Source organism: Devosia oryzisoli (assembly GCF_014837245.1).
In the GTDB taxonomy this organism is placed as follows: Bacteria; Pseudomonadota; Alphaproteobacteria; order Rhizobiales; family Devosiaceae; genus Devosia; species Devosia oryzisoli.
This window is the reverse complement of record NZ_JACYFU010000001.1, coordinates 1156494-1181245: the sequence shown is the minus strand read 5'-3', so window position 1 is coordinate 1181245 and position 24752 is coordinate 1156494. Positions and strand designations below refer to the sequence as shown.

The following is a 24752-nucleotide window of genomic DNA, read 5'->3' as shown; positions in this document are numbered from 1 at the left end:
CAACCCGCTCAACCGATTCCAAGGACTCGACAAAATGATTCGCCACTGCGTCTTCGTCCGCTTCCGTCCTGACGTCGCAGAAGAAGAGCGCCAGGCGATTTACGCAGACCTGTCAGCGCTGAAAGACGTGCTGGATGGCTATCTCGCCATCAGCTTCGGCCAGAACGTTTCGCCCGAGGGCAGGGACCAGGGATTTGGAGACGGCTTCATCATCGACTTCGTCGACGAGGCCGCACGCGATGCTTATCTCGTCCATCCTGCGCACAAAGCAGCCGGCGGACGCCTCGTTTCTGCTCTGGACGGCGGACGCGACGGTCTGATTGTGTTCGATATCGTGGTGTAGTCCCTAAGGCGTCAGGCGCGTCCAGCCCAGTGGGCCTCGCTGTACCTGTAGCGGTTGGAATTGCGCCTTGTAAGCCATCTTTGGGGAATCCTTCACCCAATAGCCCAGGTAGACGTAGTCGAGTTGCGCCTGGCGCACCTGCGCAATGTGGTCGAGAATCAGGAAGGTCCCCAAGCTCCGCTGGCTCATCTGCGGATCGTAGAAACTGTAGACCATGGAGAGCCCGTCGGGCATCACGTCGGTCAGCGCCACGGCAACGAGCGGCTGCTCCGGGTGCTCGCGGAGTCGATACTCCACCAGCGTGGATTGCACAGGTGTATCCTCGACCATGTATTCATAGTCATGGAAGTCCATCTGGGTCATGCCGCCGCCGACATGCCGGGCATCGAGGTAACGCTTGAAGAGCTCGAACTGCTCCTCCGTTGCCTCTGTCGGCCGCACCTCGCTTGAGAGGTCGGCGTTGTTGCGCAGAACGCGGCGAAACCGCTTGTTGGTCTCGAATTGTCCGGCAACGATCCGCACCGATTGGCAGGCAGCACACCCCTCGCAGGCCGGCCGGTAAATGAGATTCTGGCTGCGGCGGAAACCGTTGTCACTGAGCAGATGATGCAGCGCTGACGCCCGGCGGCCGCTCAGATGGGTAAAGAGCTTCCGCTCCATCCGCCCCTCCAGATAGGGACAGGGCATGGCTGCTGTGAGGAAGAGCTGCGTTGTTTCCGGCGTTTGGTCGGTCATTCAAGACCCATCTACACATGAAGTCCCAGTCTATCCCTCGGATAGACGGGGATCAACGCCTCAATAGCCCTCTCGCTCCATCGTGCGCATGCGCTGCCAATGGCGCGCCATGGGCGAGCGGCGCACCATCAATGTCCCGAGCAGAAGGTCGTGGATCATCTGGCGTCGCGGCGTGAACAGCACGAAGAGAAATGCGACGGGCCAACTGATCCAGATGGTCACCCAGAAGACCAGCGCATGCACGATGGCCAGCCACCCGTCGAGCACCTGCCCGCGTGCAGGCGTCAGCACGATGTCCATCATCTGCATGCCGACCGTGGCCCGGCGTGCGGAGCCCAGGGTGAGGGCGTAGTAGAGCACGATGGAGCCCGGCACGAGGAACACCAGCGATGCCCAAGCCAGCCCGAAGGTGAGAAATCCCAGTATTGTACCGGCGAGCGCAACTGCCAGCACGATGGTACCCATGATCACGACATCGATGAGATAGGCGACTACCCGCCGCGTCAGCAGGCCTTCGAAGAGCTCTGGTGCAGAAGCGGGGTCAGGCAGGGCAGGGCGCTCGGCAAATGCATGTGTCATGTCCCCAACATTGTCACGCCTTGGCGTCACCGCAAGAGGCTTTGCAAGGGAAATCGATCATTCCGTCGCGAAGCTGCCCGCCATCGTCTGCGCTGGTGCCAGCGACAGCATGTGACGCGCGGCAAGAGCGGCCAGTGCTGCTGCGACAAACCCGGTGAGGAACAACGGCACGATGGATGCAAGAACCTCGCTGTTCGAGCTAGCCACTGCATAGCCGGCGCCGTTCGCCGCCACGCCGGCAAGCGCTGCTCCGATCGCGTTCCCCGCCGATTGAGTGGTGGGGATAAGGGTGGTGGTCCGGTTTCGATCTTGCTCAGGCGCCGCTTCCATCAGCAACAGGCTGAGATAGCCGCTCGAAATGCCAAAGCCGGCTCCGATCGCGACCTGCGCGGCAAGCAGCAGGACCGGCTGTCCCAGTTCCAGCCCGGCCAGCACGCCAAGCAGCCCGATCCCGATCAGCACGGGCCCCGTGCGGATCAGGATTTTGCGTGTTTCGCGGCGGCGCACATTGGCCACCGTCACGGATGAGAGGCTCCAGGCCACCGCCATCACGGCCCCGACAGCCCCGGCCAGCGTCGGGCCGTAACCCCACAATTGCTGCAGTAGCAGCACCAGGTAGACGCCGCTCGTGGCCCCGGCGATGGGCATGAGCAGCACGACCCAGAAGCCAGCGCCCAAAGCAGTCCTCGCGCCGAACGCGCCGGTGGGCAACAGCGGCGCATCGCTGCGCCTGTCCAATGCGACTGTGCCGCCCAGCAGAACCACGGCCCCGAAAAGAAGCAGTGCGGCCTGAACCGCCGGTGCGATGGCCGCTAGCGCAACCAGCAGGATGCCACCGCCGATCGTGAGCAGCCGCAGCCCGGGGAAGCGTGAGGTATCTTCCGTCGCCACCCGCTTCGGAACGACCATCAACACCATGACGGCGAAGATGATGATCAGCGGCACGTTGACCAGGAAGGCTGCCCGCCATGATACGAATTCGGTGAGGGCTCCGGCCGCTGCCGGACCCCCGAAGGCTGCGACGGCCCAGATCACCGCCTGCATGCCGAACACCTTCGGCACGAGCCTGTTGGGGAATAACTCGGGGATCAGCGAGAAGCAGAGGGCCGCCACTACGCCTTCTCCGAGCCCCTGCACCGCGCGTCCGATGAGCACGTGCGTCATCGATCCACCGCTCGCTGCTACCAACGTGCCGACCAGGAAAATGCCGCCAAACAGAAGTAGGGACCCGCGCGACCCGAGACGGGCCTTCGCCATCGCCGCCGCCGAACCGCCCATGATGGCAAAGACGAGATAGAGCGTCGTCGCCCAGGAGATCACCTCGACCCCATTCAACTCCTTGACCGCCGAAGGGAGGGCGGTCGTCGACAGGAAGGCGTTGAAGGCGAAAAGCGATACCCCGAGGCAGAGGATTACCGTTGCCGCTAGGTAGCGGGGTCCGAAGATTTCGCGCCAGCGCCCTTCCACGAGGTCCGACATTTATCGATCCCATTAAACAAGACGCTACTTGCTATATTCCGCGTCAGCATCTGGCAACTCACATTCTGCGCGAACCTCACCGCCTTGGGAAACGTTGCCCCGCTATCAGCGGCAGCGAGAGGAACCTGATGAGCAAGACTGCAACCATCTATCGCATGGTCATGCCAGAGCATGTCTGCCCTTGGGGACTGAAATCGGTCGACCTGCTGAGGCGCAAGGGTTTTGAGATCGACGATCACTGGCTGAAAACGCGCGAGGAGACCGATGCCTTCAAGCGCGAACACGACGTCGACACGACGCCACAGACCTTTATCAATGGCGTCCGAATCGGCGGCTATGACGATCTGCGTCGCCATTTCGGCCTGCATGTGCACGACCCCGACGCAACCAGCTACCGCCCGGTCATCACCGTGTTCGTTGTTGCCGCTCTGCTGGCCATCGCGGTCACCTGGGCAACTTTGGCAGCCTTTCTCACGCTCCGGACAGTGGAGTGGTTCATTGCCTTCAGCATGTGCCTGCTTGCGATGCTCAAGCTGCAGGACGTGGAGACCTTCTCCACCATGTTCCTCAACTACGACCTTCTGGCGCGGCGCTTCGTTCCCTATAGCTACGTCTATCCGTATGCCGAGCTCGGTGCGGGCGTGCTGATGGTGGCCGGGGCACTCAACGTCGTGTCGATCCCGATTGCGCTGTTCATCGGCGTCGTGGGCGCCGCATCGGTCTTCAAGGCCGTTTATATCGACAAACGCGAACTCAAATGCGCCTGTGTCGGCGGCTCCAGCAAGACGCCGCTCGGCTTCGTCTCACTGACCGAAAACCTGATGATGGTGGCAATGGCACTCTGGATGGTCTTTCGCCACGGCCTGGTGTAGCCGGGGCCTATCGCCCTAGCTTGCGTGCCATCTCCAGCGCGAAATACGTCAGGATCCCATTCGCCCCGGCGCGCTTGAACGCCCAGAGGCTCTCCAGCACGGCCGCATCGCGGTTGATCGCGCCAGCGGCGCCCGCCATCTCGATCATCGCGTACTCGCCACTGACCTGGTAGGCATAGATCGGAACGTTGAACGCGTCCTTGGCCCGGCGGATAATGTCCAGGTAGGGCAGGCCCGGCTTGATCATGATGCTGTCCGCGCCTTCGATCAGGTCCTGCTCGATTTCGCGCAAGGCCTCATCCGAATTGGCAAAATCCATCTGATAGGTTCGCTTGTCCCCCGTCAGCCGGCTGCCCGAACCCACGGCTTCCCGGAAGGGGCCGTAAAAACACGATGCATACTTGGCAGCGTAGGACATGATCTGCACGCGCTCGAACCCCTCGGCATCGAGCGCCGCGCGGATCGCCGCCACGCGCCCGTCCATCATGTCTGAAGGCGCAATGATGTCCGCACCGGCACGAGCCTGCACCAGGGCCGATTTGATCATCGCCGTGACGGTCTCGTCGTTGAGAATTTCCCCATCCCGCACCAGTCCGTCCTGCCCATTGGCGGAATATTCGTCCAACGCCACGTCGGCGATGAGCCCGATTTCCGGCACCGCGCTCTTGATGGCATCAAGCGCACGGCACATCAGATTGTTGGGGTTGTAGGCCTCCTCGGCATCGATCGAGCGCAGGTGATCTGGCGTGTTGGGAAATAGTGCAAGGGCCGGAATGCCGGCGTCCCGGGCGGCCCTTGCGGCTTCAACCAGAAGATCGATCGAAAGCCGCTCAACGCCAGGCATCGTCCTGACTGCCGTCTTCTCATTCTGCCCCTCGATCACGAAGAGCGGCCAGATGAGGTCGCGCGGCAGTAACTCTGTCTCGCGCACCATCGCCCGGCTCCATTCGGCCTGCCGCACGCGCCGCAGGCGCTTGCCACCGAGAAAGGACATATCGTGGTTGATCCAGCTCTGGGACATGGGGTTTCCTGACTGTCGGGTAAGCGAGCCGCGTGGGGCGTGGATGAGATCGGCGGGACCTGAGCGGCCATGTCGGCGGGCGGCGAGGCGAAGCAGGAACCAAGGCATCGGGTTGGGCCGGACCATATCAGCGCCAGTTCAGCCCTCCAAGCCACCGCTTGTCGCAGGGCGGGCGAGGGGATATCACAGCGCACATGCTCTTTCTGGCCCCCAATTCTGCGCTCTACATCCGCGTGGTCGCTCTGCTGTCCCTGCTTTTGGGGCTGAACGACGCGTCGCGGCTGCTCGGCGTCAACCTTGGGCCTGTCAGCCCCCTGACCACAATGGGGCTCACCGCCTTTGTCTACCTGACCATCTTCTGTCTGGCGCGTCTCATTGCGGCCGTTGGGCTCTGGATCAAAGCCAGTTGGGGAGCCGTCGTCCTGATCGGCGCCACCATCCTGGAGCTGGCCCTCTACATTTCCGGCAGCCCGGATGTTCGCATGACGGCGGTGGGGTTTGCTGTCCGGCTGGTGTTGCTCGGTGCAATCGTCTTGATTTTCGGCCTCTCGGTCCGAGTCAGGCGTGCCGAGGCCGACTAGACCAGAGCTTGGCAGGTCGCCTTCGCTGATGGCGGTTCAGGATTGGGAAAGGTTACAAGTTTCTCACCTGCGGTTACCAATCATAAAGCCAAATTCCCATGTATTTGCAGTAAGATAGTTTTAAGCGTGTGGCTTAGGGCGATCTTAGGTGGGCAGCCGTAGTTTGGCCTCATGAGATGCGAAAAATCGCACGCTAGGCAAAACAGTGAGGCACAAATGGCAATCAAGTCGAATGCGGCAGAGGCGCTGGCTCCGGAACGCAGCGAAGGTCTGAAGCCCCTCTATCTCGAAGCCGTCGCCCGCGTTGAACGTCTCCACCGTCGTCTGCTCGATCTGATCAAGGACGAGTTCGACCGCATGGGCTGGGACGATATCAACCCGGTCCAGGCTCTGCTGATGTTCAATATCGGCGATGCCGAACTGACCGCCGGCGAACTGCGCAGCCGCGGCTACTATCTCGGCTCCAACGTGTCCTACAATCTCAAGAAGCTCGTGGAGACGGGGTATATCTTTCAGGAGCGCTCCCGCACAGACCGCCGCTCCGTTCGTATCCGCCTGACCCCCAAGGGTGAGGAAGTCGCCGAGGTGATCGACGAGCTCTACGATCGTCATCTTAAGTCGATCGACAAGGTCGGCGGCCTGGGTGACGAAGAGTTCGACGGCCTCAACAAGGCCCTTGCTCGCCTCGAGCGCTTCTGGGTCGACCAGATCCTGTACAAGCTCTGAGCCTGGAGACCTGCACGCCGTGCCACGGCGTCAGGATGCGATGGTGGCATGTGTTGCCTCCATGCCACTGTTGCACAAGAACGCCGGCTGCAAAGCCGGCGTTTCTTATTTGCGCCTCAAAGCAGGCGCTTCCGGTGTTATGTGGTTAACAACCATTTCCCGTTATTCATTCATCGGGTCTCGGACGATTTCACAAGCCAGTTATCGGCGTTGTGGGTTTCTGGGCAGCGATGGTAATCGCCATTCTGACTGATCGGGCACACTATTGGGTGACTCAATGCGGCTGACTCGTCGAATTTTCCTTCAATCCGTTGCTCTGGCGGGTGCCTCCGCCGCACTTCCTGCCGCACGGGCGCAGGAATCCTTGACGGACATGTTCACGCGCAATCGCGTGCTGCGTGACGCTGACCAGGGTGAAAACACGGCCCTGGCGCAATCGTTGATCGAGACGAACGAGCCCATCCTCTCCTATGACACGTTACACAACCTTGAGTTGGCCATAGCCCAATACGAGCCGTTCGTGGCAGCTGGCGGTTGGGAAGAAATTCCCCAGGAAGCCTACAAACTGACCTTGGGCAATTCCGGCCCTGCGGTGGTGCAGCTCAAGCGCCGGCTCATTTCCTCGGGCGACATGCCGTTGACCGAGCGCGTTAATGACGTCTTTGACGAAGTGACCGACCGCGGCGTCCGCACATTCCAGGCGCGCCATGGTCTCGTCATCAACGGCCAGGTCGATGAAGCCACGTGGTATGCCATGAACGTGCCCGCGGAGACGCGCCTGCAGCAACTCTATCTGAACTACACGCGCGTGCAGAACATGGCGCCCAACCTCAGCGATCGGTACGTTGTGGTGAACATTCCTGCCGCGACCATCGAGGCTGTGGGCGGCGGAATGGTGGAGCAGCGCCACATCGCTGTGGTGGGCCGCGTCGACCGCGCCACACCCATCATGGCGAGCAAGATCAGCCAGATCAACTTCAACCCCTATTGGCACGTCCCCAAGTCTCTGGTCGAGCGTGACCTGACCAAGTACATGCAGCAGGACCCCGAGTACCTCGCCAAGCAGAACATTCACATCTACGACGGCAACGGGAACGAGATCAGCCCGTCTTCGATCGACTGGACTAACCTGGGCAACGCGGTGAACTACATGTACCGCCAGGAGCCCGGCGCGGAAAATTCGATGGGCCACTGCAAGATCAACTTCTACAACCCCTACGACTGCTATCTGCACGACACGCCGGCCAAGGCCCTGTTCGGTGAGAACGCCCGCTTCCATTCCTCGGGCTGCGTGCGCGTCGAGGGGGTGAACGAACTGGTGGCGTGGTTGCTGCGTGACAATGGCGGCTGGGATCAGGCCCGCGTCGACAGCACCTTCGCTTCGCTCGAGCGCCTGGATGTCGAGTGCGAGGCGCGCGTCCCGCTCCACACCACCTACATTACGGCCTGGGCCAACAAGCAGGGCACGGTCAGCTTCCGCGACGACGTCTATGAATTCGACAAGCAGGGCAAGGTAACCTTCGACGCCTGATGCCTGTCAGCATCTCGCTGCACATGGCAGCGCGGAAATAAAGCAACGGAGCGCCGCCATGCAGCGCTCCGTTGCTTGTTGTCTGGTCCACCGCATATCAAGCTGCTAGCGTGACGCAATGCGGTGCGGGGATCGGTCATGACCGATAGGGGTGTGCTTTTCGAGTTTGTCCAGCTGGGCAACCAGATGCGCGTCGCCGCCATCGATGAAGCGACAGCCATCGAAGTCGTCGTCATCGCACCGCTGCGGGCGTCCAGAGCTGATATGCAGCGCCTGGCTCTCGCCAAGCTGCGGCGAAAAATCGAAGAAAAGGGGCCCGCAGGCCCCCAACCTCAAAGCGGAAAATACGCCTGAGCTAGAGGCGGCAGCGATGGCGCACACCATCATAGCCGAGGAAGGTGTCGCTGCGTTCGTCGTACGAACGATACCGGTCGTAGCAGGCGGCGACATGAGCGTCGTACCCGCCGACATAGCCGATGACGCGGTCGTGGTTCCGCGAGCTGTTGGCCAGAGCGCTCCCCAGAATGGCGCCGAACGTGAACCCAAAGAAGCCCGACGCAATGCTATCGAGGCCACTCTGGTGCCGGTGATAGAACCGATTGTAGTCGGAGTGACCCCACCGGCCGTCGCGCCAGTCGCGACAATCGCGCTCATAGGAATGGCGGTCGCAATAGGTGGTGATGACGCGGTCGCGCTGGCCAATGTAAACCTGCGCCTGCGCAGGTACCGCGCTGCTGACTGCCAGGAGTCCGACGATAAGGCTAGAGGCGATGGCCTTGAGAGATGTCTTCATTTCAATCCTCCATTGCCGCCCCCGCGACAGGAACATTCTGTCCCTCCCGTAAAATGAGCTCCGACGGCGAAAGTTGCGGGACATAGCTGCGATGTGATGTGCACGGTTGGCGCGGCGCGCGGCTTTATGCTAGAGGCTGCGGCGGACCCATCCTCCCGACACCAGATGTGGGATTTTCCCCGGAGTACGCCCCATGAGCGCAGCGACGTCCCTTCCGCTCTTTCCGCATTTCTTCTCGGCCTCCGTCGGCGAGACCGATCCGGAACTGGCAAAGGCCATTCAGGACGAGCTCGGTCGCCAGCAGGGCGAGATCGAGCTGATCGCCTCGGAGAACATCGTTTCGCAGGCGGTACTGGAAGCGCAGGGTTCGGTGCTCACCAACAAATATGCCGAAGGCTATCCGGGCAAGCGCTACTATGGCGGCTGCCAGTATGTCGACGTCGCCGAGACGCTGGCCATCGAGCGCGCCAAGCAACTGTTCGGGGTCGGCTTCGCCAACGTCCAACCCAATTCCGGCTCCCAAGCCAACCAGGGCGTCTACCAGGCGCTGATCCAGCCCGGCGACACCATCCTGGGCATGTCCCTCGATGCGGGCGGCCACCTCACGCATGGGGCGAAGCCCAACCAGTCCGGCAAGTGGTTCAATGCGATCCAGTACGGTCTGCGCAAGCAGGACGGGCGGGTTGACATGGATCAGGTCCGCCAACTCGCGCGCGAGCACAAGCCCAAGATGATCGTCGCAGGCTTCTCGGCCTATTCGCGCATCATGGACTGGGCCGAGTTCCGCCAGATCGCCGATGAAGTGGGTGCAATTCTGTTCGTCGACATGGCGCACGTAGCCGGCCTCGTCGCTGGCGGCGTCTATCCCAGCCCGTTCCCGCACGCCCATGTGGCCACCACCACCACCCACAAGACCCTGCGCGGTCCCCGCGGCGGCCTCATCCTGACGGACGACGAGGCCATCGCCAAGAAGATCAACTCGGCCATTTTCCCCGGCATCCAGGGGGGCCCACTGATGCACGTCATCGCCGCCAAGGCGGTGGCCTTCAAGGAAGCGCTCTCGCCCGAATTCAAGTCATACGCACGCCAGGTCGTCGCCAACGCCAAGGTGCTGGCCGAAACGCTGGTCAAGGGCGGGGTCGATATCGTCTCCGGCGGCACCGACAACCACCTGATGTTGGTCGATCTGCGTCCCAAGGGCCTGACCGGCAAGGCCACCGAGACCGCCCTCGGCCGCGCCCACATCACCTGCAACAAGAACGCCGTGCCCTTCGATCCCGAAAAGCCCGCCATCACCTCCGGCGTCCGTCTCGGCACACCAGCAGGTACGACGCGTGGCTTTGCCGAAGCCGAGTTCCAGCACATCGGCGAGATGATCATCGAGGTTCTCGATGGCCTCAAGACCAATGGTGACGACAACAACGGGGCCGTCGAGGCCGAAGTGCGGGCAAAGGTAAAGACGCTGACCGACCGCTTCCCCATCTACGGCTGAGGACATCCCGTTATGCGCTGCCCCTATTGCGGCAATGACGATACGCAGGTGAAGGATAGCCGCCCGACCGAGGATTCGGGGGCTATCCGACGCCGCCGCGTCTGTAACGCCTGCGGCGGCCGTTTCACGACGTTCGAGCGTGTGCAGCTACGCGATCTGACGGTGGTCAAGAAGACAGGCCGCAAGGTCCCCTTTGATCGGGAAAAGCTGGCGCGCTCGGTCAACACTGCCCTGCGCAAGCGGTCTGTCGACCCCGAACGCGTCGAGCGAATGATCTCGGGAATCGTGCGGCAGCTTGAGAGCCTGGGTGACCTCGAGGTTACCTCGGACCAGATTGGCGAGTATGTTATGGAGGGCCTCAAGGGCCTCGACGACGTGGCGTTCGTGCGCTTCGCCAGCGTCTACAAGAACTTTTCCAACGCCGACGACTTCCGCTCCTTCCTGGCCGAATTGGGTTTGGAGGATCGCGCCGATGCCGGGGCGGAATGATACCTGATCCGGTCTCTTCCGGACCGTGATTCACACCGCGGCAGGGCAGGGATGTCAAACGCCTCGCCGCCGCCAGACGAACGAACAGCAGATGACCGACCAGCCGAAACCAGTTTCCAGCGCCTCGCGCCCTGCCAATCAGCGTGGTGCGGCCCGCCTCGCCGCCGTACAGGCGCTCTACCAGATGGACGTGGGTCGCACGACGCTGGAAGAGACGCTGGCCCAGTTTGGGGCCTTCCATCTCGGCCGTGAGGTGGAGGGGGAGCAGTATCTTCCCGCCGACGCCGATTTCTTCCGTCAGATCGTCAGCGGCGTAGCCAAGCATCAGCTTCAGATCGACCCGGCGGTGGACAAGGCACTGGTGGAAGGCTGGCCTATCGAGCGCGTGGACGCGACTTTGCGCGCCATCCTTCGCGCCGCGGCTTTCGAGCTTCTGCGCCGACGCGACATTCCGGCGCGTGTGGTGATTGCCGAATATGTCGACGTCGCACATGCGTTCTACGAGGACGACGCGATCGGTCTGGTCAACGCGGCGCTCGATTCGATCGCCCGTGCCGCGGGCGTGGATTTCGAAAAGAAGAACTGACCGGCATCGAGCCTGTCGCCGCCGGCGTCCTTCGACACATGGCAAAAAGCCCCGGTCTGCGCCGGGGCTTTTTTTACAGTTCGCTGCGGGTGTCTCAGAAGGACTGCAGGATCGAGTCGATAAACGTCTTGTCTTCGCCGAACGATGGAGTCCGACGGCTCTCGATGGTGACGACCTTGCCGTCCGCCAAAGAATAGACGGCCTTGTCGATGACCTTCTTGTTCTTGTCGAAATAGACGGCGAGCACCGTGCGCTCCTTGACGTTGGTAAGTCCGAACGCCGTCTGCTCCACCTTAGTCTCGATGTAGTACCAGGCGCTTTGATCGCCAAAGCTATTGGTGGACTGGGGCGAACCCAGCACCAGCGTGACCAGTTGCTGGCTCTGGCCGGGGCGAATCTGTGCAAGCGCCGAAGCCGGAATTTCGTATCCCTGGGTGCGCTTGGTGATCAGCGACGTGCTGCTGGTGCAACCGGCAAGCGCCACCGCGAGGACGGCTGCGGCAACGGAAGCTTGGGCGATACGCAAGGGCATGAATTTGACTTTCCCGATGGCTCTCGACTATAGGCGTGACAACAAGGCGCGTGCCTATTGATCGCCGGAATGTTTAGCTGCCAAGGCAGCGGTCTGGCAAGCTGGCTTTGGTTCTGGCCCCACGCCGCGCATGACCCACCGTTCCTGAGCGCAACCCGATGATCCTGTCCCTGTTTCGCAAGAACACTGCCACAGAGCCGGTTTACGCCGTCTATAATTCCATTGTGGCGCAATCCCGGCGGCCGGTATTCTATACCGACTACGGCATTCCCGACACCGTGACGGGGCGCTTCGACATGATCAGCCTCCATATGGCGCTGCTGTTTCGCCGGCTACGCCATGGATCGGCGGAGGACAAGGCCTTCAGCCAGGCTGTGTTCGATCTCTTCTTCAAGGATATGGACAGGTCCCTGCGCGAGATGGGTGTGACCGATCTGGGCGTGCCCAAGAAGATCCAGAAGATGGGCAATATCTTCTTCGGCTTGCTGGCGGCCCTGAACGCCGCAATGGATCAGAACGATCCGGACGGGCTCGCTGGTGTTCTGGCGCGCAACATTTACGATGGAGAGCTAGGCGACGGTGTGCGGGCTCTCGCCAACTACACCATAGCACGCGACACCGACCTCGCCGGGCAGACCATCCCCGATATCACCTCCGGAAAGATCATTTTCGAGACCGCTGCATGACCTCATCGTCCCCTCCCATCTTCGATGCCATTGTGCGGATCGACAAGCTGCCAGCGTCCGGCCGATCGCTGGATGTCGATGCCGACGAAGGTGAACGGGCGGCGATTGCCGAAGCGATGGGCATCGTTGCGGTGCAAATGTTCAGGGCACACCTTTCCATCGTGCCGTTTCGTGGAGGGCTGCGGGCAGAGGGGGGGCTCAAGGCACGGGTCACCCAGAAGTCGGTAGTAAGCTTTGAACCGGTGGATCAGGAGATCGCGGAGGACATCGACCGCGTCTTCCTGCCAGCGCCGCGCCAGGACAAGGTGCCGGCTCCCAACGCTGAAGTGTTCGTCGACCTCGACGACGAAGACTTTCCCGATCACATCCACGGACCGGAAGTGGACCTTAGCGCTCTGTTGCTTGAGACGCTGGCCCTTGCACTCGACCCCTATCCACGCAGAGAAGGTGAAACTCTGGAGTCATCAGGGCTTGCACCGAAGGAGAAGCCAAGCGGACCCTTTGCTGACCTGGCGCGCCTCAAGGGCACCAACGACGACGAAAAATAAAGCCCCGCGGGCCGGGGTTGCACCCACCCGATGATGGGATAAAGTTGCGTGCCTGCTCCGGCAGGCCGAAAAACGGGCACAAATGACCGATTCTATAACGATTTCCGTGGACGCCATGGGCGGTGATAACGCGCCGCGCGCCGTGATCCACGGGGCCCACCTGGCCCTCAAGGAGCGCAAGAACACGCGCTTCATCTTTCACGGTATCAAGAGCCAGATCGATCCGCTGCTCGAGGAATTTCCGGACCTGAAGCCGGCGTCGGAAGTGCGCCATTGCGAAACCGTCATCGCCATGGATGAAAAGCCCAGCCAGGCGCTTCGCAAGGGCAAGGGCGTGTCGTCCATGTGGATGGCTATCCAGTCGGTGAAGGACGGCGAGGCCGACGTCGCCATTTCCGGGGGCAACACCGGCGCGCTCATGGCCATGGCAACCTTCTGCCTGCGTCCCATGGAAGGGATTTCCCGGCCGGGCATTGCCGCCATCTGGCCGACTTTGCGCTCCGACATCATCGTGCTCGACATGGGAGCCACAATTGGCGCCGACGCGCGCCAACTGGTGGACTACGCCATCCTTGGCTCCGCATTGGCGCGATCACTGTTCGACACGGATAACCCAACGGTGGGCCTGCTCAATGTCGGCACCGAGGAGGTCAAGGGCCTCGAATCGATCAAGGAGGCCGGCAAGATCCTCTCCGAAGCCAGCGGCGCCGGCTTCACCTACCACGGCTTTGTCGAAGGCGATGATATCGGCAAAGGGACGGTAGACGTCGTGGTCACTGAGGGCTTTGTCGGCAACATCGCGCTCAAGACGGCCGAAGGCACGGCCCGCCAGGTCGCGTCCTATCTACGCAGCGCGCTAATGGCCAACTGGGTCAGCCGGCTGGGGGCCTTGTTGGCCTCATCTGCGCTCAATGCGCTGCGCCGCAAGATGGACCCGCGCACCGTCAATGGCGGCGTCTTCATGGGCCTCAACGGCATCGTCATCAAGTCCCATGGCGGCTCCGACGAAATTGGCTACAAGAGCGCCCTCGGCCTCGCCTATGAGATGGCGCGCAGTCGTCTCATGGACAAGATCGGCGACACCATGCAGCGCTTCCCCATTCACAAGCCTGCTCAAGAGCAGCCCACCCAATCCGAGGTTTAGTCCGCGTGAGCAGAATTCGGTCCATCATTCGCGGCGTCGGCAGCTATCTCCCGGCGAAGATTCTCACCAATCAGGACCTCGCCAAGATCGTCGACACCTCGGACGAATGGATCCAGCAGCGCGTAGGCATCAAGGAGCGCCACATCGCAGCCGAGGGGGAGTTCACCTCCGACCTCGCCGTAGCGGCCGCCCGCCAAGCGCTGGACAATGCCGGTCTCGAGATCGCCGACATTGATCTCATCATCGTTGCCACCACCACCCCGGACTTCACCTTCCCGTCCGCTGCGACCCTGGTGCAGATGAAGCTTGGCATGCACCACGGCTTCGCCTTCGACATTCAGGCGGTGTGCTCCGGCTTCGTCTATGCCGTCACCACCGCCGACAGCTACATCAAGAACAATCTGGCGCGCCGCGTGCTGGTCATTGGCGCCGAGACGTTCTCGCGCCTGCTCGACTGGACCGACCGCACCACCTGCGTTCTTTTCGGAGACGGTGCCGGGGCTGTCGTCCTCGAGCGGGCTGATCTGGCCGAAGGGGAACCGGACCGCGGGGTTCTCGCCTCCGCCCTGCGTTCGGACGGACGCCATTGGGACAAGCTCTACGTCGACGGCGGTCCCTCGACGACCGGAACGACCGGCCACGTGCACATGCAGGGGCCTGAAGTCTTCCGCCATGCCGTGGGCAAGATCACCGACGTCGTCTACGCGACACTGGAGCAGACAGGCTTCACCGTTGCCGACCTCGACTGGTTCGTGCCGCACCAGGCCAACCGGCGGATCATCGATGGGGCAGGGGCCAAGCTCGGCCTGCCGCCCGAAAAGGTTGTCGTCACAGTCGACCGCCACGCCAACACATCGGCCGCCTCGGTTCCCCTGGCTTTGAGCGCCGCGGTTGCCGACGGCCGCATCAAGACGGGCGACCTGGTCATGCTCGAGGCCATGGGTGGCGGCTTTACCTGGGGCGCATCCTTGATTCGCTGGTAGCGGCGCACGCCGCATTGACCTTAAGCGTTTGGGAGCGCTAGTGTCTTTCCGGGTGGAGGTGCCCGCAGCGGACCCACGGCCCAAAGGGGCCGCATCGCTGACAATAAAGGGAAGAATTCCCAGGGCAGGGCCACGCGAGTGCGCCACGCCTCACATGCAAGAGCAATCTGCCGCCGACGGTCTGGCGGCGAATAGGGCCAAGGCAATTGGGGGTCTGAATGGCGCAGAAGACGATAACGCGGGCCGATCTGGCTGAGGCGGTGTATGGCTCCGTGGGGCTGTCGCGAACCGAGTCGGCCGAATTGGTCGAGCGGGTGCTCGAGTTGATCACCGATGCCCTGGTCACCGGCTCCAACGTCAAGCTGTCCTCTTTCGGCTCCTTCCAGGTTCGCTCGAAAAACGAGCGTATCGGACGCAATCCCAAGACCGGCGAGGAGGTGCCGATCCTCCCGCGACAGGTTCTTGTGTTCAAACCATCCAACGTGTTGAAGTCCAAGATCAACAAGTCTATGGTCGGCTCTGGTAAATAAGGGTTTCTTGCCCGGGGGACTTTAGGTTTGGACAAGTCGCCAGACGCCTTCCGAACCATCTCAGAGGCCGCTGAAGAGCTCGACCTGCCCCAGCATGTCCTGCGCTTCTGGGAAACCCGATTCTCTACCATTAAGCCGCTGAAACGTGGCGGCGGCCGCCGCTATTACCGGCCCGAGGACGTGATGCTGCTGCGCGGCATCCGCCATCTCCTCTACGATCAGGGCTTCACCATCAAGGGTGTGCAGCGCATCATCAAGGAGCAGGGGCCGCGCTATGTCATCGCCGTTGGCGAAGGCAAGGGGCTCGACGAAATCCTGCCCATGATCGAGCAGGCCGAGAATGCCGGCGACGAGGCCGAACTGGAAGAGGCCGAGATGACCGCCAGCCCCGCGCTCGACGAAGAGGACCGGCACCGGCTCTCGGAAGTCCTTCGCGAACTGCTCGAGTGCAAGCGCATCCTCGAACGCGCCCGCGAACACTGAGCCTTCGGACGCAACGAGTGCCATTTCGTCGCTCCGCCCGGATGGAATTCCCGTTCCACCCGGTGCGCAAATCGTCTACTTATTCCGCCATCAATTCGGCCGGTACCCCGGCCTTTTTCGGTGGAGTTTATCGCTATGACAGTCCGTTTTGGCCTCCTGGGCGCTGGCCGCATCGGCAAGGTGCACGCCAAGGCCGTCACCGCTAATCCCTTGGCCCGTCTCGTGGCCGTTGCCGATGCCTTCGAGAAGGCCGCGACTGACCTCGCCGGGCAGTATGGCGCCGAAGTGCGCTCCATCGACGCCATCGAGAAGGCCGATGATATCGACGCGGTGGTCATCTGCACGCCCACCGATACCCATGCCGACCTGATCGAGCGCTTCGCCCGTGCCGGTAAGGCGATCTTCTGCGAAAAGCCGATCGATCTCGATGTCGAGCGCGTCAAGGCCTGCCTCAAGGTGGTCGACGCCGAGGGCGCGACGCTCATGGTCGGCTTCAACCGCCGCTTCGATCCGCACTTCCAGGCCGTCAAGCAGGCTATCGACGAAGATCGCATCGGCGAAGTCGAGATGGTGACCATCGTCTCGCGCGATCCCGGCGCCCCGCCCGTCGACTACATCAAGCGCTCGGGCGGCATTTTCCGCGACATGACCATCCACGATTTCGACATGGCCCGCTATCTCCTGGGCGAAGAGATCGACACCGTCACCGCCCAGGCCTCCGTCCTCGTGGACGAGGCCATCGGCACCGCCGGCGACTACGACAGCGCCTCGGTCATGCTCTCCACCGCCTCGGGCAAGCACGCGACCATCTCCAACTCGCGCCGCGCTACCTATGGCTACGACCAGCGCATCGAGGTCCACGGCTCCGAAGGCGCCGTCGCTGCCGAGAACCAGCGCCCGGTCTCCATCGAAATCGCCAACGGCTCGGGCTACACCCGTCCGCCGCTGCACGACTTCTTCATGACCCGCTACACCGAGGCATATGCCCGCGAAATCTGCGCTTTCGTCGATTGCGTTGAATCAAAATCTGCGGCCACCCCAAGCGGCGCCGATGGCCTCGTCGCACTCGCACTGGCCGAAGCCGCGCTGAAATCCGTCAAGGAGGGCAGGGCAGTCAAGGTGAGCGAGATCACCGGCGCCCTAGCCGACAAATCCGTCTTCCAAGGCCGCTAAGCCTCGCCACACCCACGGTGTCATCCCCGCGAAAGCGGGGACCTCCGTTTGCGACAGCAATAGAGATTCCCGCTTTCGCGGGAATGACACTGAGAGGGAAAAGGCACCGAAAGCGCAAAAGCCCCAAGTGCGGCCCACAGCCTACTTCAGCATCCACTCATGTTCGGGCGCATTGTGGAACTTCCACACCCGCTTCGGCCCCGCCATGACGTTGAGGTAATAGAGATCATACCCCGCCGTTGTCGCCACCGGATGATAGCCGCGCGGCACCAGCGTCACGTCTCCATCCTCCACCGCCATCGCCTCATCGAGGCTCCGGTCGTCCGTATAGACGCGCTGGAACGCGAAACCCTGCGGCGGGTTCACGCGGTGGTAGTACGTCTCTTCCAACTGGCTTTCATGCGGCAGGTTGTCCTGATCATGCTTGTGCGGCGGGTAGGACGAGGTGTTGCCCTGCGGGGTGATCACTTCCACCACCAGCAGCGCGTTGGCCGACTGATCGTCTTCAGGCATGATGTTGTAGACGTGCCGCACATTGGCACCCTTGCCGCGCGACAGTCGCGGATGCGTCCCCGGCGGGATGACCTTGGCGCTAAAGTCGCCGCCGCCCGGCGCAGAGCACACCGCCAGTTCGAGATCGGTCGTCGCGTCCACCGCCCAGTCGCGACCCGCCGGCACATAGAGCGCCCAGGGCGCGCCCTCGAATGGGCTCATGCGCTCGCCGAGTTCACCGAAATCCTCGCCATCGACGGCAAAGCGCCCCTTGCCGCCGACCAGCACCAGGCAGATTTCGCGCTCCCCGGTCTGCCCGCCGCTGGCTTCGCCGGCTTTAAGCTTGTGCAACTCGAAGCCCACATGCGTCCAGCCCGCCGATTGCGGGGTGACATCATGAATCTTGCCCGTCTGGTCCGTCGCTTTGACGAGGAGGGGGGACTTGCTCATTGATCGGCTCCTCTTTGGGAAATGCGTAGAAGAAATTGTAGAGCGCATAGGCCAGCGCCGCGCCTACCAGCACGATCCAAAACGTTTCCCTGGTCCAGATGGCTTCCCAGGCCAGCCAGATCACCAGGAACACCACCAGGGCAATCCGCCGCCACAGCGGTCGAAACCAATTGACGTCGTTCTGCTTCAGCGCCATCGGCCTTTTCCATCTCTCGTGTCTGCAGTCGCCGGCGCCATGGCCGGGCGTGTCCCGGCAATCCATCTCGCCCCAAGGCTTCGTGGCCACTGCCACCCGGACGCGCCGGGTAATGAGGGGTCAAGCCGTCACTGCTCTTGAGACGTGTCTAGCACGTCCGGCGGAAAACTCACCCCTTCGGAAACCCCTGCGTCTCAACCGTATATCCTGCTGCGTTCATCACGCGCATCAATTCGGCATGGCCCACTTGCGCCATTTTGAGCGGCGGGTTTTTCTTCGGGTCCTGTTCGGCTTCCACCACGAACCAGCCCTCGTAGCCATGGTCTGCCAGCCGCTGCACGATGGCGCCGAAGTCGAGCGACCCATCCCCCGGCACCGTAAAGGCCCCGAGCGCCACGGCATCGAGGAAACTCTGCTTGGTCCGATCGAGCCCGTCGACAACCGCCTGCCGGATGTCCTTGACGTGCACGTGGTTGATCCGCGCGTGATGCTTGTCGATGGCTCGCAGCACGTCGCCGCCGGCAAACGCCAGGTGCCCCGCATCGAGCAGGAGCGGGATGCCCGCGCCCGATGCCGCCATGAAGGCGTCTAGTTCCGCCTCGGTCTCCACTACCGCCGCCATATGGTGATGATAGCTCAGCGGCATGCCCTGCTCGGCGCACCACTCGCCGAATTCGGTGACCTTCCTGGCATAAGCCTTCATCTCGTCGTCCGAGAGCTTCGGCTTTCGCGCCAGCGGCACCTCGCGCTTGCCCTGGATCGACCGGCCCACCTCGCCATAGACGATGCACGGCGCATCGACAGCCTTGAAGAGCTCGATCATCGGGGCAATACGGTCCTTGTTGGCAGCAAGCTCCTCATCCACCAGCGTGCCGGAAAACCAGCCGCCGCACAGCGTCACGTCGGCCGCCCGCAGGATCGGCAGCATCACCTCCGGATCGTCGGGAAAGCGCCGTCCCTTTTCCATGCCGGTGAACCCGGCCGAGCGCGACTGCCGCAGGCACTCTTCGAGCGAGACGTCGTCGCTCAGTTCCACCAGATCGTCGTTCCACCACGCGATGGGCGACATGCCAAGCTTGGCCTTCATTGCTCTCTCCCGGCGCCAACGCGCCTATCTTTCTCATTCACGCGGGGCATCATCGTCACGGCTCACCGAGAACATTTTGCAGGGCGTCATTCAGCCCCCACGGTGTCATTCCCATTTCCACAGTTTCATTCCCGCGAAAGCGGGAAACCCTGTTCCGGCAGTCGATCTCACAACGCAGCCGCGTCCCCGCATGGACCACCGGGACAAGCCCGGTGGTGACGCCAGCGTCAAGCCCAGTCCTACCCCGCCCGCTGCGCCTTCAGCGCTTTCACATAGGCCTCGCGCGCCGCGTTCACCTGTGGCCGCTCACTGACTTCCGGCACCGCCACGTCCCACCAGTGCCCACCGGCTTCTGTGGTGATCAGCGGGTCGGTATCGATCACGAACACATGCACCCCCGCCGCGCCTTCGCTTTCGGCCAGTGCCGTCTCGAGTTCGCTCACCGAAGCCACCTTCTTCGCCGTTGCGCCCATCGCCGCAGCGTGCGCTGCAAAGTCCACATTGGGCAGGTTCACGTGGTAGGTGTCGCGGAAGAGATTGTTGAAATTGGCTCCCCCGGTCGCCATCTGCAGCCGGTTGATGCAGCCATAGCCCGCATTGTCGAGCACCACGATGGTGAGGCGCAGGCCCATCATCGCAGCCGAGACGATCTCCGAGTTCATCATGAGATACGAGCCGTCGCCGACCATGACGACCACGTCCTCATCGGGCCTGGCCAGTGCAACACCCACCCCACCGGCGATCTCGTAGCCCATGGTCGAAAAGCCGTAGTCGAGGTGATAGCTGCCGGGCCCATCGGCGCGCCAGAGCTTGTGCAATTCACCCGGCAGGCCGCCCGAAGCGCACACCAGCGTTGCCTTGGTTCGGCCGCGCTGCACCGCACCGATGACTTGGCCATCCGAGGGCAGTTCGACATTGGATGCGGCGCGCGCCTCATCGGCCTCACCGATCCAGATGTCCTTTGCAGTCAAAGCCTTGTCGGTCCAGGCGGAATCAACCTGCCAACCCGTCAGGGCCGCATCCAGCGCTTCCAGCCCGACGCGCGCATCGGCCACCAGCGGCAGCGCATTGTGCTTCATGGCGTCGAACACCTGCACATTGAGGCCGACGATCTTGAGGTCTGGGTTCTGGAACAGCGCCCAGGATCCGGTGGTAAAGTCCTGCAGCCGCGTTCCCACGGCCAACACCACGTCGGCCTCTTCCGCCAGCAGGTTCGAGGCCGATGATCCGGTGACGCCTACGCTGCCCATGTTGAGCCGATGGGCATGGGGCAGGGAGCTTTTCCCCGCCTGGGTTTCCATCACCGGTATGCCGTGCGCCTGGGAAAATTCGGAAAGCGCCTCGCTGGCTTCCGAATAGAGCACGCCGCCACCGGCGATGATGACGGGCTTCTTGGCTAGTTTGATCGCGGCTGCGGCCTCGGCGAACTCGTCCGCATCGGGCATAATCCGGCGCGGCACCCACACTTTTTGGGCAAAGAAGCTCTCGGGGTAGTCGTAGGCCTCGGCCTGCACGTCCTGGCAGAGCGACAGGGTCACCGGGCCGCACTCGGCCGGGTCGGTCAAAACCTGCATGGCGCGGCGCAGGGCCGGGATGATCTGCTCGGGCCGCGTAATACGGTCGAAATAGCGGCTGACGGGACGGAAGCAGTCGTTAGCCGAAACGGTGCCATCGCCAAAGCTTTCCACCTGCTGCAGCACAGGGTCGGGCAGCCGGTTGGCAAACACGTCGCCGGGCAGCAGCAGCACCGGAATGCGGTTCACATGCGCCAGGGCGGCCGCAGTCACCATATTGAGCGCCCCCGGTCCGATGGAGGTGGTGCACGCCATGAACCGCCGCCGGAAACTGGCCTTGGCGTAGCCGATGGCCGCATGGGCCATGCTCTGCTCGTTTTGCCCACGATAGGTCGGCAGTGTGTCCTTGACGCCATGCAGCGCCTCGCCGATCCCGGCCACGTTGCCATGCCCGAAAATGGCCCAGAACCCGCCGAAGATCGGAACGGTCTCGCCGTCGATCACCGTCATCTGCGCCGTCATGAACCGCGCCACGGCCTGCGCCATCGTCAATCGAACAGTCTTCTGGCTCATTGCCGCGTCCTCATCGAAACCAACATTTCCCACTCAGTGGGCCTTCGCCCTAGTGCACCGGCAATTCGCATCGGTCGCACCAGCAATCAGGTCTTCAAATCCAGTTCCTTCACCCCCCACCCCAGCCTCCCCGCAAGGGGGAGGGAGTCCTATCGGCGTGTCGGCCACCTTCAGCGCCCCAACTCCGATGCGACTCCTCCCCCTCGACGGGGGAGGCCGGGTGGGGGTGCGCCTCAGGCTCGATACCTGCCTTGTTACCCCGAACCCCAAGCATCACCGTGCCCAAGGGCCCACCGCGCCCTCAGCTCTCTTCCCAAACCTTCACCAGCGCGCCAAACCGCTCGGCCATCTGCGCCACCGCTTCGTCATCGCTCATCCGCCCGTCCAGCCAGGCCCGCGCGGCATCGCCGAAGATCGTCCGCCCCACCGCAAAGCCCTTCACCGACTTTGCCGTCTTGGCGATAGCAAAGCCCGTCTCCAGCTCCGCCTGTGGCGCATCGAGCCCCAGCAGCACCACGCCCCTGCAGTACGGATCGTGCTCTACGATCGCGGCATCAATCTGTCCCCACGCCGCCGCACTCGGCTGCGCCTCCAGCTTCCACCAGTCGGGCTTGATCCCCGTGGCATAGATTTCGCGCATCGCCCGGGCCACCGTATCGTCGCCCACCGCCCCATTCTTGCTGGCGATGATCTCGATCAGCAGCTCGCGCCCGACCTTGCGCGCCGCATCGAACGCGGCGCCGAGCTTTGCGATCTGCGTTTTTCGCAGATCGTCCGCATCGTCGGGATGGAAGAAGCACAGCACCTTGATGCAATGGTCCACCGGCCATTCGACCAGCCGCGACCCCAGATCCTGCGAAAACTCGAACTGCAAGGGCCGCGAGCCGGGCAATTCGATCGGCTTGCCGATCCAGAAATCCTTGAGCGCGCTGGCGGCATAGAGCGCGTCGCGCCCATACTTGTCGTCCAGCAGCATGCCGAAGCCGTCGCGCCCATCCGCCACCTGGGCCGCCGCCTTGACGGCAAGCACCTTGAAGTCGGCAATGCGGGCCAGCTTCTGCGCATCGCCGCTGGCCATGTCTTCGAGCTGGCTGCGATGATCAATAGCCAGCGCCATCAATCTGGGAATCACGCGCCGCCGCGTCGTCGCCCAATGCACATGGTTGATCGCCGCGTCCTTGCGCAGCGCCCGCTCCTTGCTGCCGTTTTCGAGGAAGTAGGTCAGCTCGGTCCAGGTCGGAATTTCCGGCGCGCAGAGCAGGCGCGACACCGCGAAGGCGCCACAGGCATTGGCCCAGGTGGCGCTCGTGGTGTGCGGTTCCCCGCGCAGCCAGCCGCGCAGGAACCCGCTCATGAATGCGTCACCCGCGCCCAGCACATTGTAGACCTCGATGGGAAAGCCCTTGCCCACGATCCCGTCTTCAAGATCGTCCGGGATCGGGCCGTCATAGACGATGCAGCCCATCGGTCCGCGTTTGAGCACGATGACGGCAGGCGAGAGCGACCGGATCGTCCTCAGCGCCGCATGGATATCGTCGCCGCCCGCAGCGATCAGCACTTCTTCCTCGGTGCCCACGATAAGGTCGCACTCGGGCAGAACGGTCTTCAGGTGCGCCGAAACCTCGTCCGAAGCAATATAGCGGCTATCGCCCGCGTCGTGGCCCGCCAGGCCCCAGAGGTTCGGCCGGTAATCGATGTCGAACACCACCTTGCCGCCGTTTTCCTTGGCAAGCCGCATTGCCTTGCGCTGCGCCTTGTCCGAGTTCGGCTTGGCAAAATGCGTTCCGGTGACCAACACGGCCTGCGCCGTGCGGATGAAATCGGGGTCGATGTCTTCTTCGTCGAGAGCCGAGTCGGCGCAGTTGTCGCGGTAGAAGATCAGCGGAAATGATTTGTCGTTCTCGACCGACAGCAGCACTAACGCCGTCAATCGCGTCGGATCGGTGGCGACGCCGCGCGTCTCGACGCCTTCGCGCTCGAGCTGCTCGCGGATGAACCGCCCCATCTGCTCGTTGCCCACACGGGTGATCAGCGCCGATTTGAGGCCCAGTCGCGCAGTGCCGACTGCAATATTGGTGGGGCATCCGCCGACCGACTTGGCAAAGCTGCCGACATCCTCGAGCCGGGTCCCGATCTGCTGGCCGTAAAGATCCACCGAGGCCCGGCCGATGGTGATGACGTCCAGCGAACGTGTCGTCTGCGCGCTCAAAGCAGTCTCCTTGTGCTGGCACCTATGAAACATAGGTTCCGGGAGGGTGCAATATGGAACGAAAATTCTATCAGTGGAATGTCAGCCGCGCCGCCGCTTCTCCGCCACGGAGACCGTCAGGCCCATGGCGAGCGCCATGCTGGCCGAGAGCGAGCGAAAGCCCGCATGGTCGGCCTCGGCCAACTCGAACCACACCTTCGAGCACTCCACCAGCGGCGAAAACGCCGAGTCGGTCAGCGACACCACCGGCACGCCATTGCCCGCCAGGAGCCGCGCCTGGTTTGCGCTTTCGGCGGCATAAGGCGAAAAGCTCACTGCAAAGGCTGCGTCGCGCGGCGTTGCCAGCGCCAGCACGTCCTCCTCGATTCCCGCGACGGTCGCCACCAATTGGCACCGCACCCGCAATTTCCCGAAGGCGTAGGCCATGTATGTGGTGATCGGAAACGACCGTCGACGCGCGATGAGATAGATGGTCTCCGCCCCCGCGAGCAGCGTCACCGCCTGCTCGAACGTTCGTGCGTCGATCTGCGCGCTCAGCGTATCGAGGCTGCCATGCGCCGCCGCCACGAAGCTGTTGAGGATGGTGCCGCTTTCGGTCAGCGTCGCGCCTCCCTCCTCGAGCTTGCGCAGCCGTTCCTCATAGCTGGAATTGCGCTCCCGCAGCCGGGCGCGAAACACCTGCTGCAGCCCGGAAAAGCCGTCGAACCCGAAACCCTGGGCGAAGCGCACCAGCGTTGAAGGCTGCACCTGCGCCGCGACGGCAATGCTCGCGGCGGTACCGAAGGCGATGTCGTCGGGGTGGTCGAGGGCAAAGGTTGCCACCTGCATCAGGCGCTTGGGCAACTGCGCGCGCCGCTCGAGAATTTGCGCGCGCAGTGCTTCGAAATCGGCCGGTGCGTCCATTGCCCTTCTCCCGCGGCGCCCG

Annotated in this window: 28 protein-coding genes; 16 read left to right on the top strand and 12 right to left on the bottom strand. The window is 62.8% G+C overall.

The window, feature by feature from the left end:
* Window positions 1–34 precede the first annotated feature (34 nt).
* Complete coding sequence (locus IC608_RS05930) at window positions 35–343, top strand: Dabb family protein (protein WP_191773464.1); 309 nt, start codon at window positions 35–37, stop codon at window positions 341–343.
* A 3-nt stretch (window positions 344–346) separates the two neighbouring features.
* Here IC608_RS05930 and IC608_RS05925 read toward each other — a convergent pair whose 3' ends face one another.
* The 3 genes from IC608_RS05925 to IC608_RS05915 are packed head-to-tail and all read right to left on the bottom strand — an operon-like array spanning window position 347 to window position 3136.
* Window positions 347–1078, bottom strand: a complete 732-nt coding sequence (locus IC608_RS05925; RefSeq protein ID WP_191773463.1) for an arginyltransferase — start codon at window positions 1076–1078, stop codon at window positions 347–349.
* Between the two features lie 60 nt (window positions 1079–1138).
* Window positions 1139–1657 carry an RDD family protein gene (locus IC608_RS05920; protein WP_191773461.1) on the bottom strand — a complete coding sequence of 173 codons (519 nt, stop codon included), beginning with the start codon at window positions 1655–1657 and terminating at the stop codon, window positions 1139–1141.
* Window positions 1658–1714: 57 nt separating this feature from the next.
* Complete coding sequence (locus tag IC608_RS05915) at window positions 1715–3136, bottom strand: MFS transporter (RefSeq protein WP_191773459.1); 1422 nt, start codon at window positions 3134–3136, stop codon at window positions 1715–1717.
* 128 nt (window positions 3137–3264) lie between these two features.
* On the opposite strand from IC608_RS05915, the gene IC608_RS05910 reads away from it, so the two are divergent.
* Complete coding sequence (locus tag IC608_RS05910; protein ID WP_210316213.1) at window positions 3265–4008, top strand: glutaredoxin family protein; 744 nt, start codon at window positions 3265–3267, stop codon at window positions 4006–4008.
* 7 nt (window positions 4009–4015) lie between these two features.
* Here the strand turns inward: IC608_RS05910 and hemB are convergent, their stop codons facing one another.
* Window positions 4016–5029, bottom strand: coding sequence for a porphobilinogen synthase (gene hemB, locus IC608_RS05905; protein ID WP_210316212.1), 1014 nt, complete (start codon window positions 5027–5029; stop codon window positions 4016–4018).
* Between the two features lie 194 nt (window positions 5030–5223).
* Between hemB and IC608_RS05900 the strand changes: the two genes are divergently transcribed.
* The 4 genes from IC608_RS05900 (at window position 5224) to IC608_RS05885 (ending at window position 8221) form a co-directional block, all read left to right on the top strand.
* Window positions 5224–5610 (top strand): DUF6163 family protein, encoded by a 387-nt coding sequence (locus tag IC608_RS05900; RefSeq protein WP_191773457.1) that lies wholly within the window; start codon window positions 5224–5226, stop codon window positions 5608–5610.
* A 216-nt stretch (window positions 5611–5826) separates the two neighbouring features.
* Window positions 5827–6336 carry a transcriptional regulator LdtR gene (ldtR, locus tag IC608_RS05895; RefSeq protein ID WP_191773455.1) on the top strand — a complete coding sequence of 170 codons (510 nt, stop codon included), beginning with the start codon at window positions 5827–5829 and terminating at the stop codon, window positions 6334–6336.
* Between the two features lie 373 nt (window positions 6337–6709).
* On the top strand, window positions 6710–7867 hold the full coding sequence (locus IC608_RS05890; RefSeq protein WP_191773453.1) for a L,D-transpeptidase family protein: 1158 nt from the start codon (window positions 6710–6712) through the stop codon (window positions 7865–7867).
* Window positions 7868–8005: 138 nt separating this feature from the next.
* On the top strand, window positions 8006–8221 hold the full coding sequence (locus IC608_RS05885; protein ID WP_191773451.1) for a DUF6898 family protein: 216 nt from the start codon (window positions 8006–8008) through the stop codon (window positions 8219–8221).
* Between the two features lies 1 nt (window position 8222).
* On the opposite strand, the gene IC608_RS18040 is transcribed toward IC608_RS05885, so the two are convergent.
* On the bottom strand, window positions 8223–8660 hold the full coding sequence (locus IC608_RS18040) for a BA14K family protein (protein WP_248306171.1): 438 nt from the start codon (window positions 8658–8660) through the stop codon (window positions 8223–8225).
* Window positions 8661–8853: 193 nt separating this feature from the next.
* Between IC608_RS18040 and glyA the strand changes: the two genes are divergently transcribed.
* From glyA to nusB, 3 genes are all read left to right on the top strand, one after another.
* Entirely contained in the window at window positions 8854–10152 is a 1299-nt protein-coding gene (gene glyA, locus IC608_RS05875) for a serine hydroxymethyltransferase (RefSeq protein WP_191773449.1), read from the top strand.
* A gap of 12 nt (window positions 10153–10164) precedes the next feature.
* Window positions 10165–10641: a transcriptional regulator NrdR gene (gene nrdR, locus IC608_RS05870; RefSeq protein ID WP_191773447.1), complete on the top strand. Its 477-nt coding sequence runs from the start codon at window positions 10165–10167 to the stop codon at window positions 10639–10641.
* Window positions 10642–10732: 91 nt separating this feature from the next.
* Complete coding sequence (nusB, locus tag IC608_RS05865) at window positions 10733–11227, top strand: transcription antitermination factor NusB (protein WP_191773445.1); 495 nt, start codon at window positions 10733–10735, stop codon at window positions 11225–11227.
* A gap of 94 nt (window positions 11228–11321) precedes the next feature.
* Here nusB and IC608_RS05860 read toward each other — a convergent pair whose 3' ends face one another.
* Window positions 11322–11759, bottom strand: coding sequence for an outer membrane protein assembly factor BamE (locus IC608_RS05860; protein WP_191773443.1), 438 nt, complete (start codon window positions 11757–11759; stop codon window positions 11322–11324).
* A gap of 158 nt (window positions 11760–11917) precedes the next feature.
* On the opposite strand from IC608_RS05860, the gene IC608_RS05855 reads away from it, so the two are divergent.
* From IC608_RS05855 to iolG, 7 genes are all read left to right on the top strand, one after another.
* Window positions 11918–12445: a ubiquinol-cytochrome C chaperone family protein gene (locus IC608_RS05855; protein WP_191773441.1), complete on the top strand. Its 528-nt coding sequence runs from the start codon at window positions 11918–11920 to the stop codon at window positions 12443–12445.
* Window positions 12442–12993, top strand: coding sequence for a YceD family protein (locus IC608_RS05850; protein WP_191773439.1), 552 nt, complete (start codon window positions 12442–12444; stop codon window positions 12991–12993). Before IC608_RS05855 ends, IC608_RS05850 begins: the two co-directional genes overlap by 4 nt.
* Before the next feature lie 82 nt (window positions 12994–13075).
* Window positions 13076–14137, top strand: a complete 1062-nt coding sequence (plsX, locus tag IC608_RS05845; RefSeq protein WP_191773438.1) for a phosphate acyltransferase PlsX — start codon at window positions 13076–13078, stop codon at window positions 14135–14137.
* A 5-nt stretch (window positions 14138–14142) separates the two neighbouring features.
* Window positions 14143–15120: a beta-ketoacyl-ACP synthase 3 gene (locus tag IC608_RS05840; protein ID WP_191773436.1), complete on the top strand. Its 978-nt coding sequence runs from the start codon at window positions 14143–14145 to the stop codon at window positions 15118–15120.
* Between the two features lie 218 nt (window positions 15121–15338).
* Window positions 15339–15650 (top strand): integration host factor subunit alpha, encoded by a 312-nt coding sequence (locus tag IC608_RS05835; RefSeq protein WP_191773434.1) that lies wholly within the window; start codon window positions 15339–15341, stop codon window positions 15648–15650.
* Window positions 15651–15677: 27 nt separating this feature from the next.
* Window positions 15678–16133 carry a MerR family transcriptional regulator gene (locus IC608_RS05830; RefSeq protein ID WP_191773432.1) on the top strand — a complete coding sequence of 152 codons (456 nt, stop codon included), beginning with the start codon at window positions 15678–15680 and terminating at the stop codon, window positions 16131–16133.
* A gap of 135 nt (window positions 16134–16268) precedes the next feature.
* Entirely contained in the window at window positions 16269–17306 is a 1038-nt protein-coding gene (gene iolG, locus IC608_RS05825; protein ID WP_191773430.1) for an inositol 2-dehydrogenase, read from the top strand.
* Between the two features lie 141 nt (window positions 17307–17447).
* Here the strand turns inward: iolG and iolB are convergent, their stop codons facing one another.
* The 6 genes from iolB to IC608_RS05795 all read right to left on the bottom strand — a co-directional run bounded on the left by iolB (window position 17448) and on the right by IC608_RS05795 (window position 24730).
* The gene (gene iolB, locus IC608_RS05820; RefSeq protein WP_191773428.1) at window positions 17448–18248 is read right to left on the bottom strand and encodes a 5-deoxy-glucuronate isomerase; all 801 of its coding nucleotides are present in this window, start codon (window positions 18246–18248) and stop codon (window positions 17448–17450) included.
* Window positions 18193–18444, bottom strand: a complete 252-nt coding sequence (locus tag IC608_RS05815; RefSeq protein ID WP_191773427.1) for a hypothetical protein — start codon at window positions 18442–18444, stop codon at window positions 18193–18195. The genes iolB and IC608_RS05815 overlap by 56 nt, the downstream gene beginning before the upstream one ends.
* Before the next feature lie 169 nt (window positions 18445–18613).
* Entirely contained in the window at window positions 18614–19531 is a 918-nt protein-coding gene (gene iolE, locus IC608_RS05810) for a myo-inosose-2 dehydratase (protein ID WP_191773426.1), read from the bottom strand.
* Window positions 19532–19770: 239 nt separating this feature from the next.
* Complete coding sequence (gene iolD, locus IC608_RS05805) at window positions 19771–21618, bottom strand: 3D-(3,5/4)-trihydroxycyclohexane-1,2-dione acylhydrolase (decyclizing) (protein WP_191773425.1); 1848 nt, start codon at window positions 21616–21618, stop codon at window positions 19771–19773.
* 301 nt (window positions 21619–21919) lie between these two features.
* Window positions 21920–23860, bottom strand: coding sequence for a bifunctional 5-dehydro-2-deoxygluconokinase/5-dehydro-2-deoxyphosphogluconate aldolase (locus IC608_RS05800; RefSeq protein WP_191773424.1), 1941 nt, complete (start codon window positions 23858–23860; stop codon window positions 21920–21922).
* A 48-nt stretch (window positions 23861–23908) separates the two neighbouring features.
* Window positions 23909–24730: a MurR/RpiR family transcriptional regulator gene (locus IC608_RS05795; protein ID WP_191773423.1), complete on the bottom strand. Its 822-nt coding sequence runs from the start codon at window positions 24728–24730 to the stop codon at window positions 23909–23911.
* Between the last annotated feature and the right edge of the window lie 22 nt (window positions 24731–24752).

Bases quoted from the DNA above. Each gene is read 5' to 3' on its own strand.
- IC608_RS05930 (WP_191773464.1), top strand. From the start codon at position 35: ATGATTCGCCACTGCGTCTTCGTCCGCTTCCGTCCTGACGTCGCAGAA.
- glyA (WP_191773449.1), top strand. From the start codon at position 8,854: ATGAGCGCAGCGACGTCCCTTCCGCTCTTTCCGCATTTCTTCTCGGCC.
- IC608_RS18040 (WP_248306171.1), bottom strand. From the start codon at position 8,660: ATGAAGACATCTCTCAAGGCCATCGCCTCTAGCCTTATCGTCGGACTC.
- plsX (WP_191773438.1), top strand. From the start codon at position 13,076: ATGACCGATTCTATAACGATTTCCGTGGACGCCATGGGCGGTGATAAC.
- nrdR (WP_191773447.1), top strand. From the start codon at position 10,165: ATGCGCTGCCCCTATTGCGGCAATGACGATACGCAGGTGAAGGATAGC.
- IC608_RS05795 (WP_191773423.1), bottom strand. From the start codon at position 24,730: ATGGACGCACCGGCCGATTTCGAAGCACTGCGCGCGCAAATTCTCGAG.
- IC608_RS05925 (WP_191773463.1), bottom strand. From the start codon at position 1,078: ATGACCGACCAAACGCCGGAAACAACGCAGCTCTTCCTCACAGCAGCC.
- iolD (WP_191773425.1), bottom strand. From the start codon at position 21,618: ATGAGCCAGAAGACTGTTCGATTGACGATGGCGCAGGCCGTGGCGCGG.
- nusB (WP_191773445.1), top strand. From the start codon at position 10,733: ATGACCGACCAGCCGAAACCAGTTTCCAGCGCCTCGCGCCCTGCCAAT.
- IC608_RS05920 (WP_191773461.1), bottom strand. From the start codon at position 1,657: ATGACACATGCATTTGCCGAGCGCCCTGCCCTGCCTGACCCCGCTTCT.
- IC608_RS05815 (WP_191773427.1), bottom strand. From the start codon at position 18,444: ATGGCGCTGAAGCAGAACGACGTCAATTGGTTTCGACCGCTGTGGCGG.
- IC608_RS05885 (WP_191773451.1), top strand. From the start codon at position 8,006: ATGACCGATAGGGGTGTGCTTTTCGAGTTTGTCCAGCTGGGCAACCAG.
- IC608_RS05800 (WP_191773424.1), bottom strand. From the start codon at position 23,860: ATGTTTCATAGGTGCCAGCACAAGGAGACTGCTTTGAGCGCGCAGACG.
- IC608_RS05915 (WP_191773459.1), bottom strand. From the start codon at position 3,136: ATGTCGGACCTCGTGGAAGGGCGCTGGCGCGAAATCTTCGGACCCCGC.
- IC608_RS05860 (WP_191773443.1), bottom strand. From the start codon at position 11,759: ATGCCCTTGCGTATCGCCCAAGCTTCCGTTGCCGCAGCCGTCCTCGCG.
- IC608_RS05850 (WP_191773439.1), top strand. From the start codon at position 12,442: ATGACCTCATCGTCCCCTCCCATCTTCGATGCCATTGTGCGGATCGAC.
- IC608_RS05900 (WP_191773457.1), top strand. From the start codon at position 5,224: ATGCTCTTTCTGGCCCCCAATTCTGCGCTCTACATCCGCGTGGTCGCT.
- IC608_RS05855 (WP_191773441.1), top strand. From the start codon at position 11,918: ATGATCCTGTCCCTGTTTCGCAAGAACACTGCCACAGAGCCGGTTTAC.
- IC608_RS05910 (WP_210316213.1), top strand. From the start codon at position 3,265: ATGAGCAAGACTGCAACCATCTATCGCATGGTCATGCCAGAGCATGTC.
- iolE (WP_191773426.1), bottom strand. From the start codon at position 19,531: ATGAAGGCCAAGCTTGGCATGTCGCCCATCGCGTGGTGGAACGACGAT.
- iolG (WP_191773430.1), top strand. From the start codon at position 16,269: ATGACAGTCCGTTTTGGCCTCCTGGGCGCTGGCCGCATCGGCAAGGTG.
- ldtR (WP_191773455.1), top strand. From the start codon at position 5,827: ATGGCAATCAAGTCGAATGCGGCAGAGGCGCTGGCTCCGGAACGCAGC.
- IC608_RS05890 (WP_191773453.1), top strand. From the start codon at position 6,710: ATGTTCACGCGCAATCGCGTGCTGCGTGACGCTGACCAGGGTGAAAAC.
- hemB (WP_210316212.1), bottom strand. From the start codon at position 5,029: ATGTCCCAGAGCTGGATCAACCACGATATGTCCTTTCTCGGTGGCAAG.
- iolB (WP_191773428.1), bottom strand. From the start codon at position 18,248: ATGAGCAAGTCCCCCCTCCTCGTCAAAGCGACGGACCAGACGGGCAAG.
- IC608_RS05835 (WP_191773434.1), top strand. From the start codon at position 15,339: ATGGCGCAGAAGACGATAACGCGGGCCGATCTGGCTGAGGCGGTGTAT.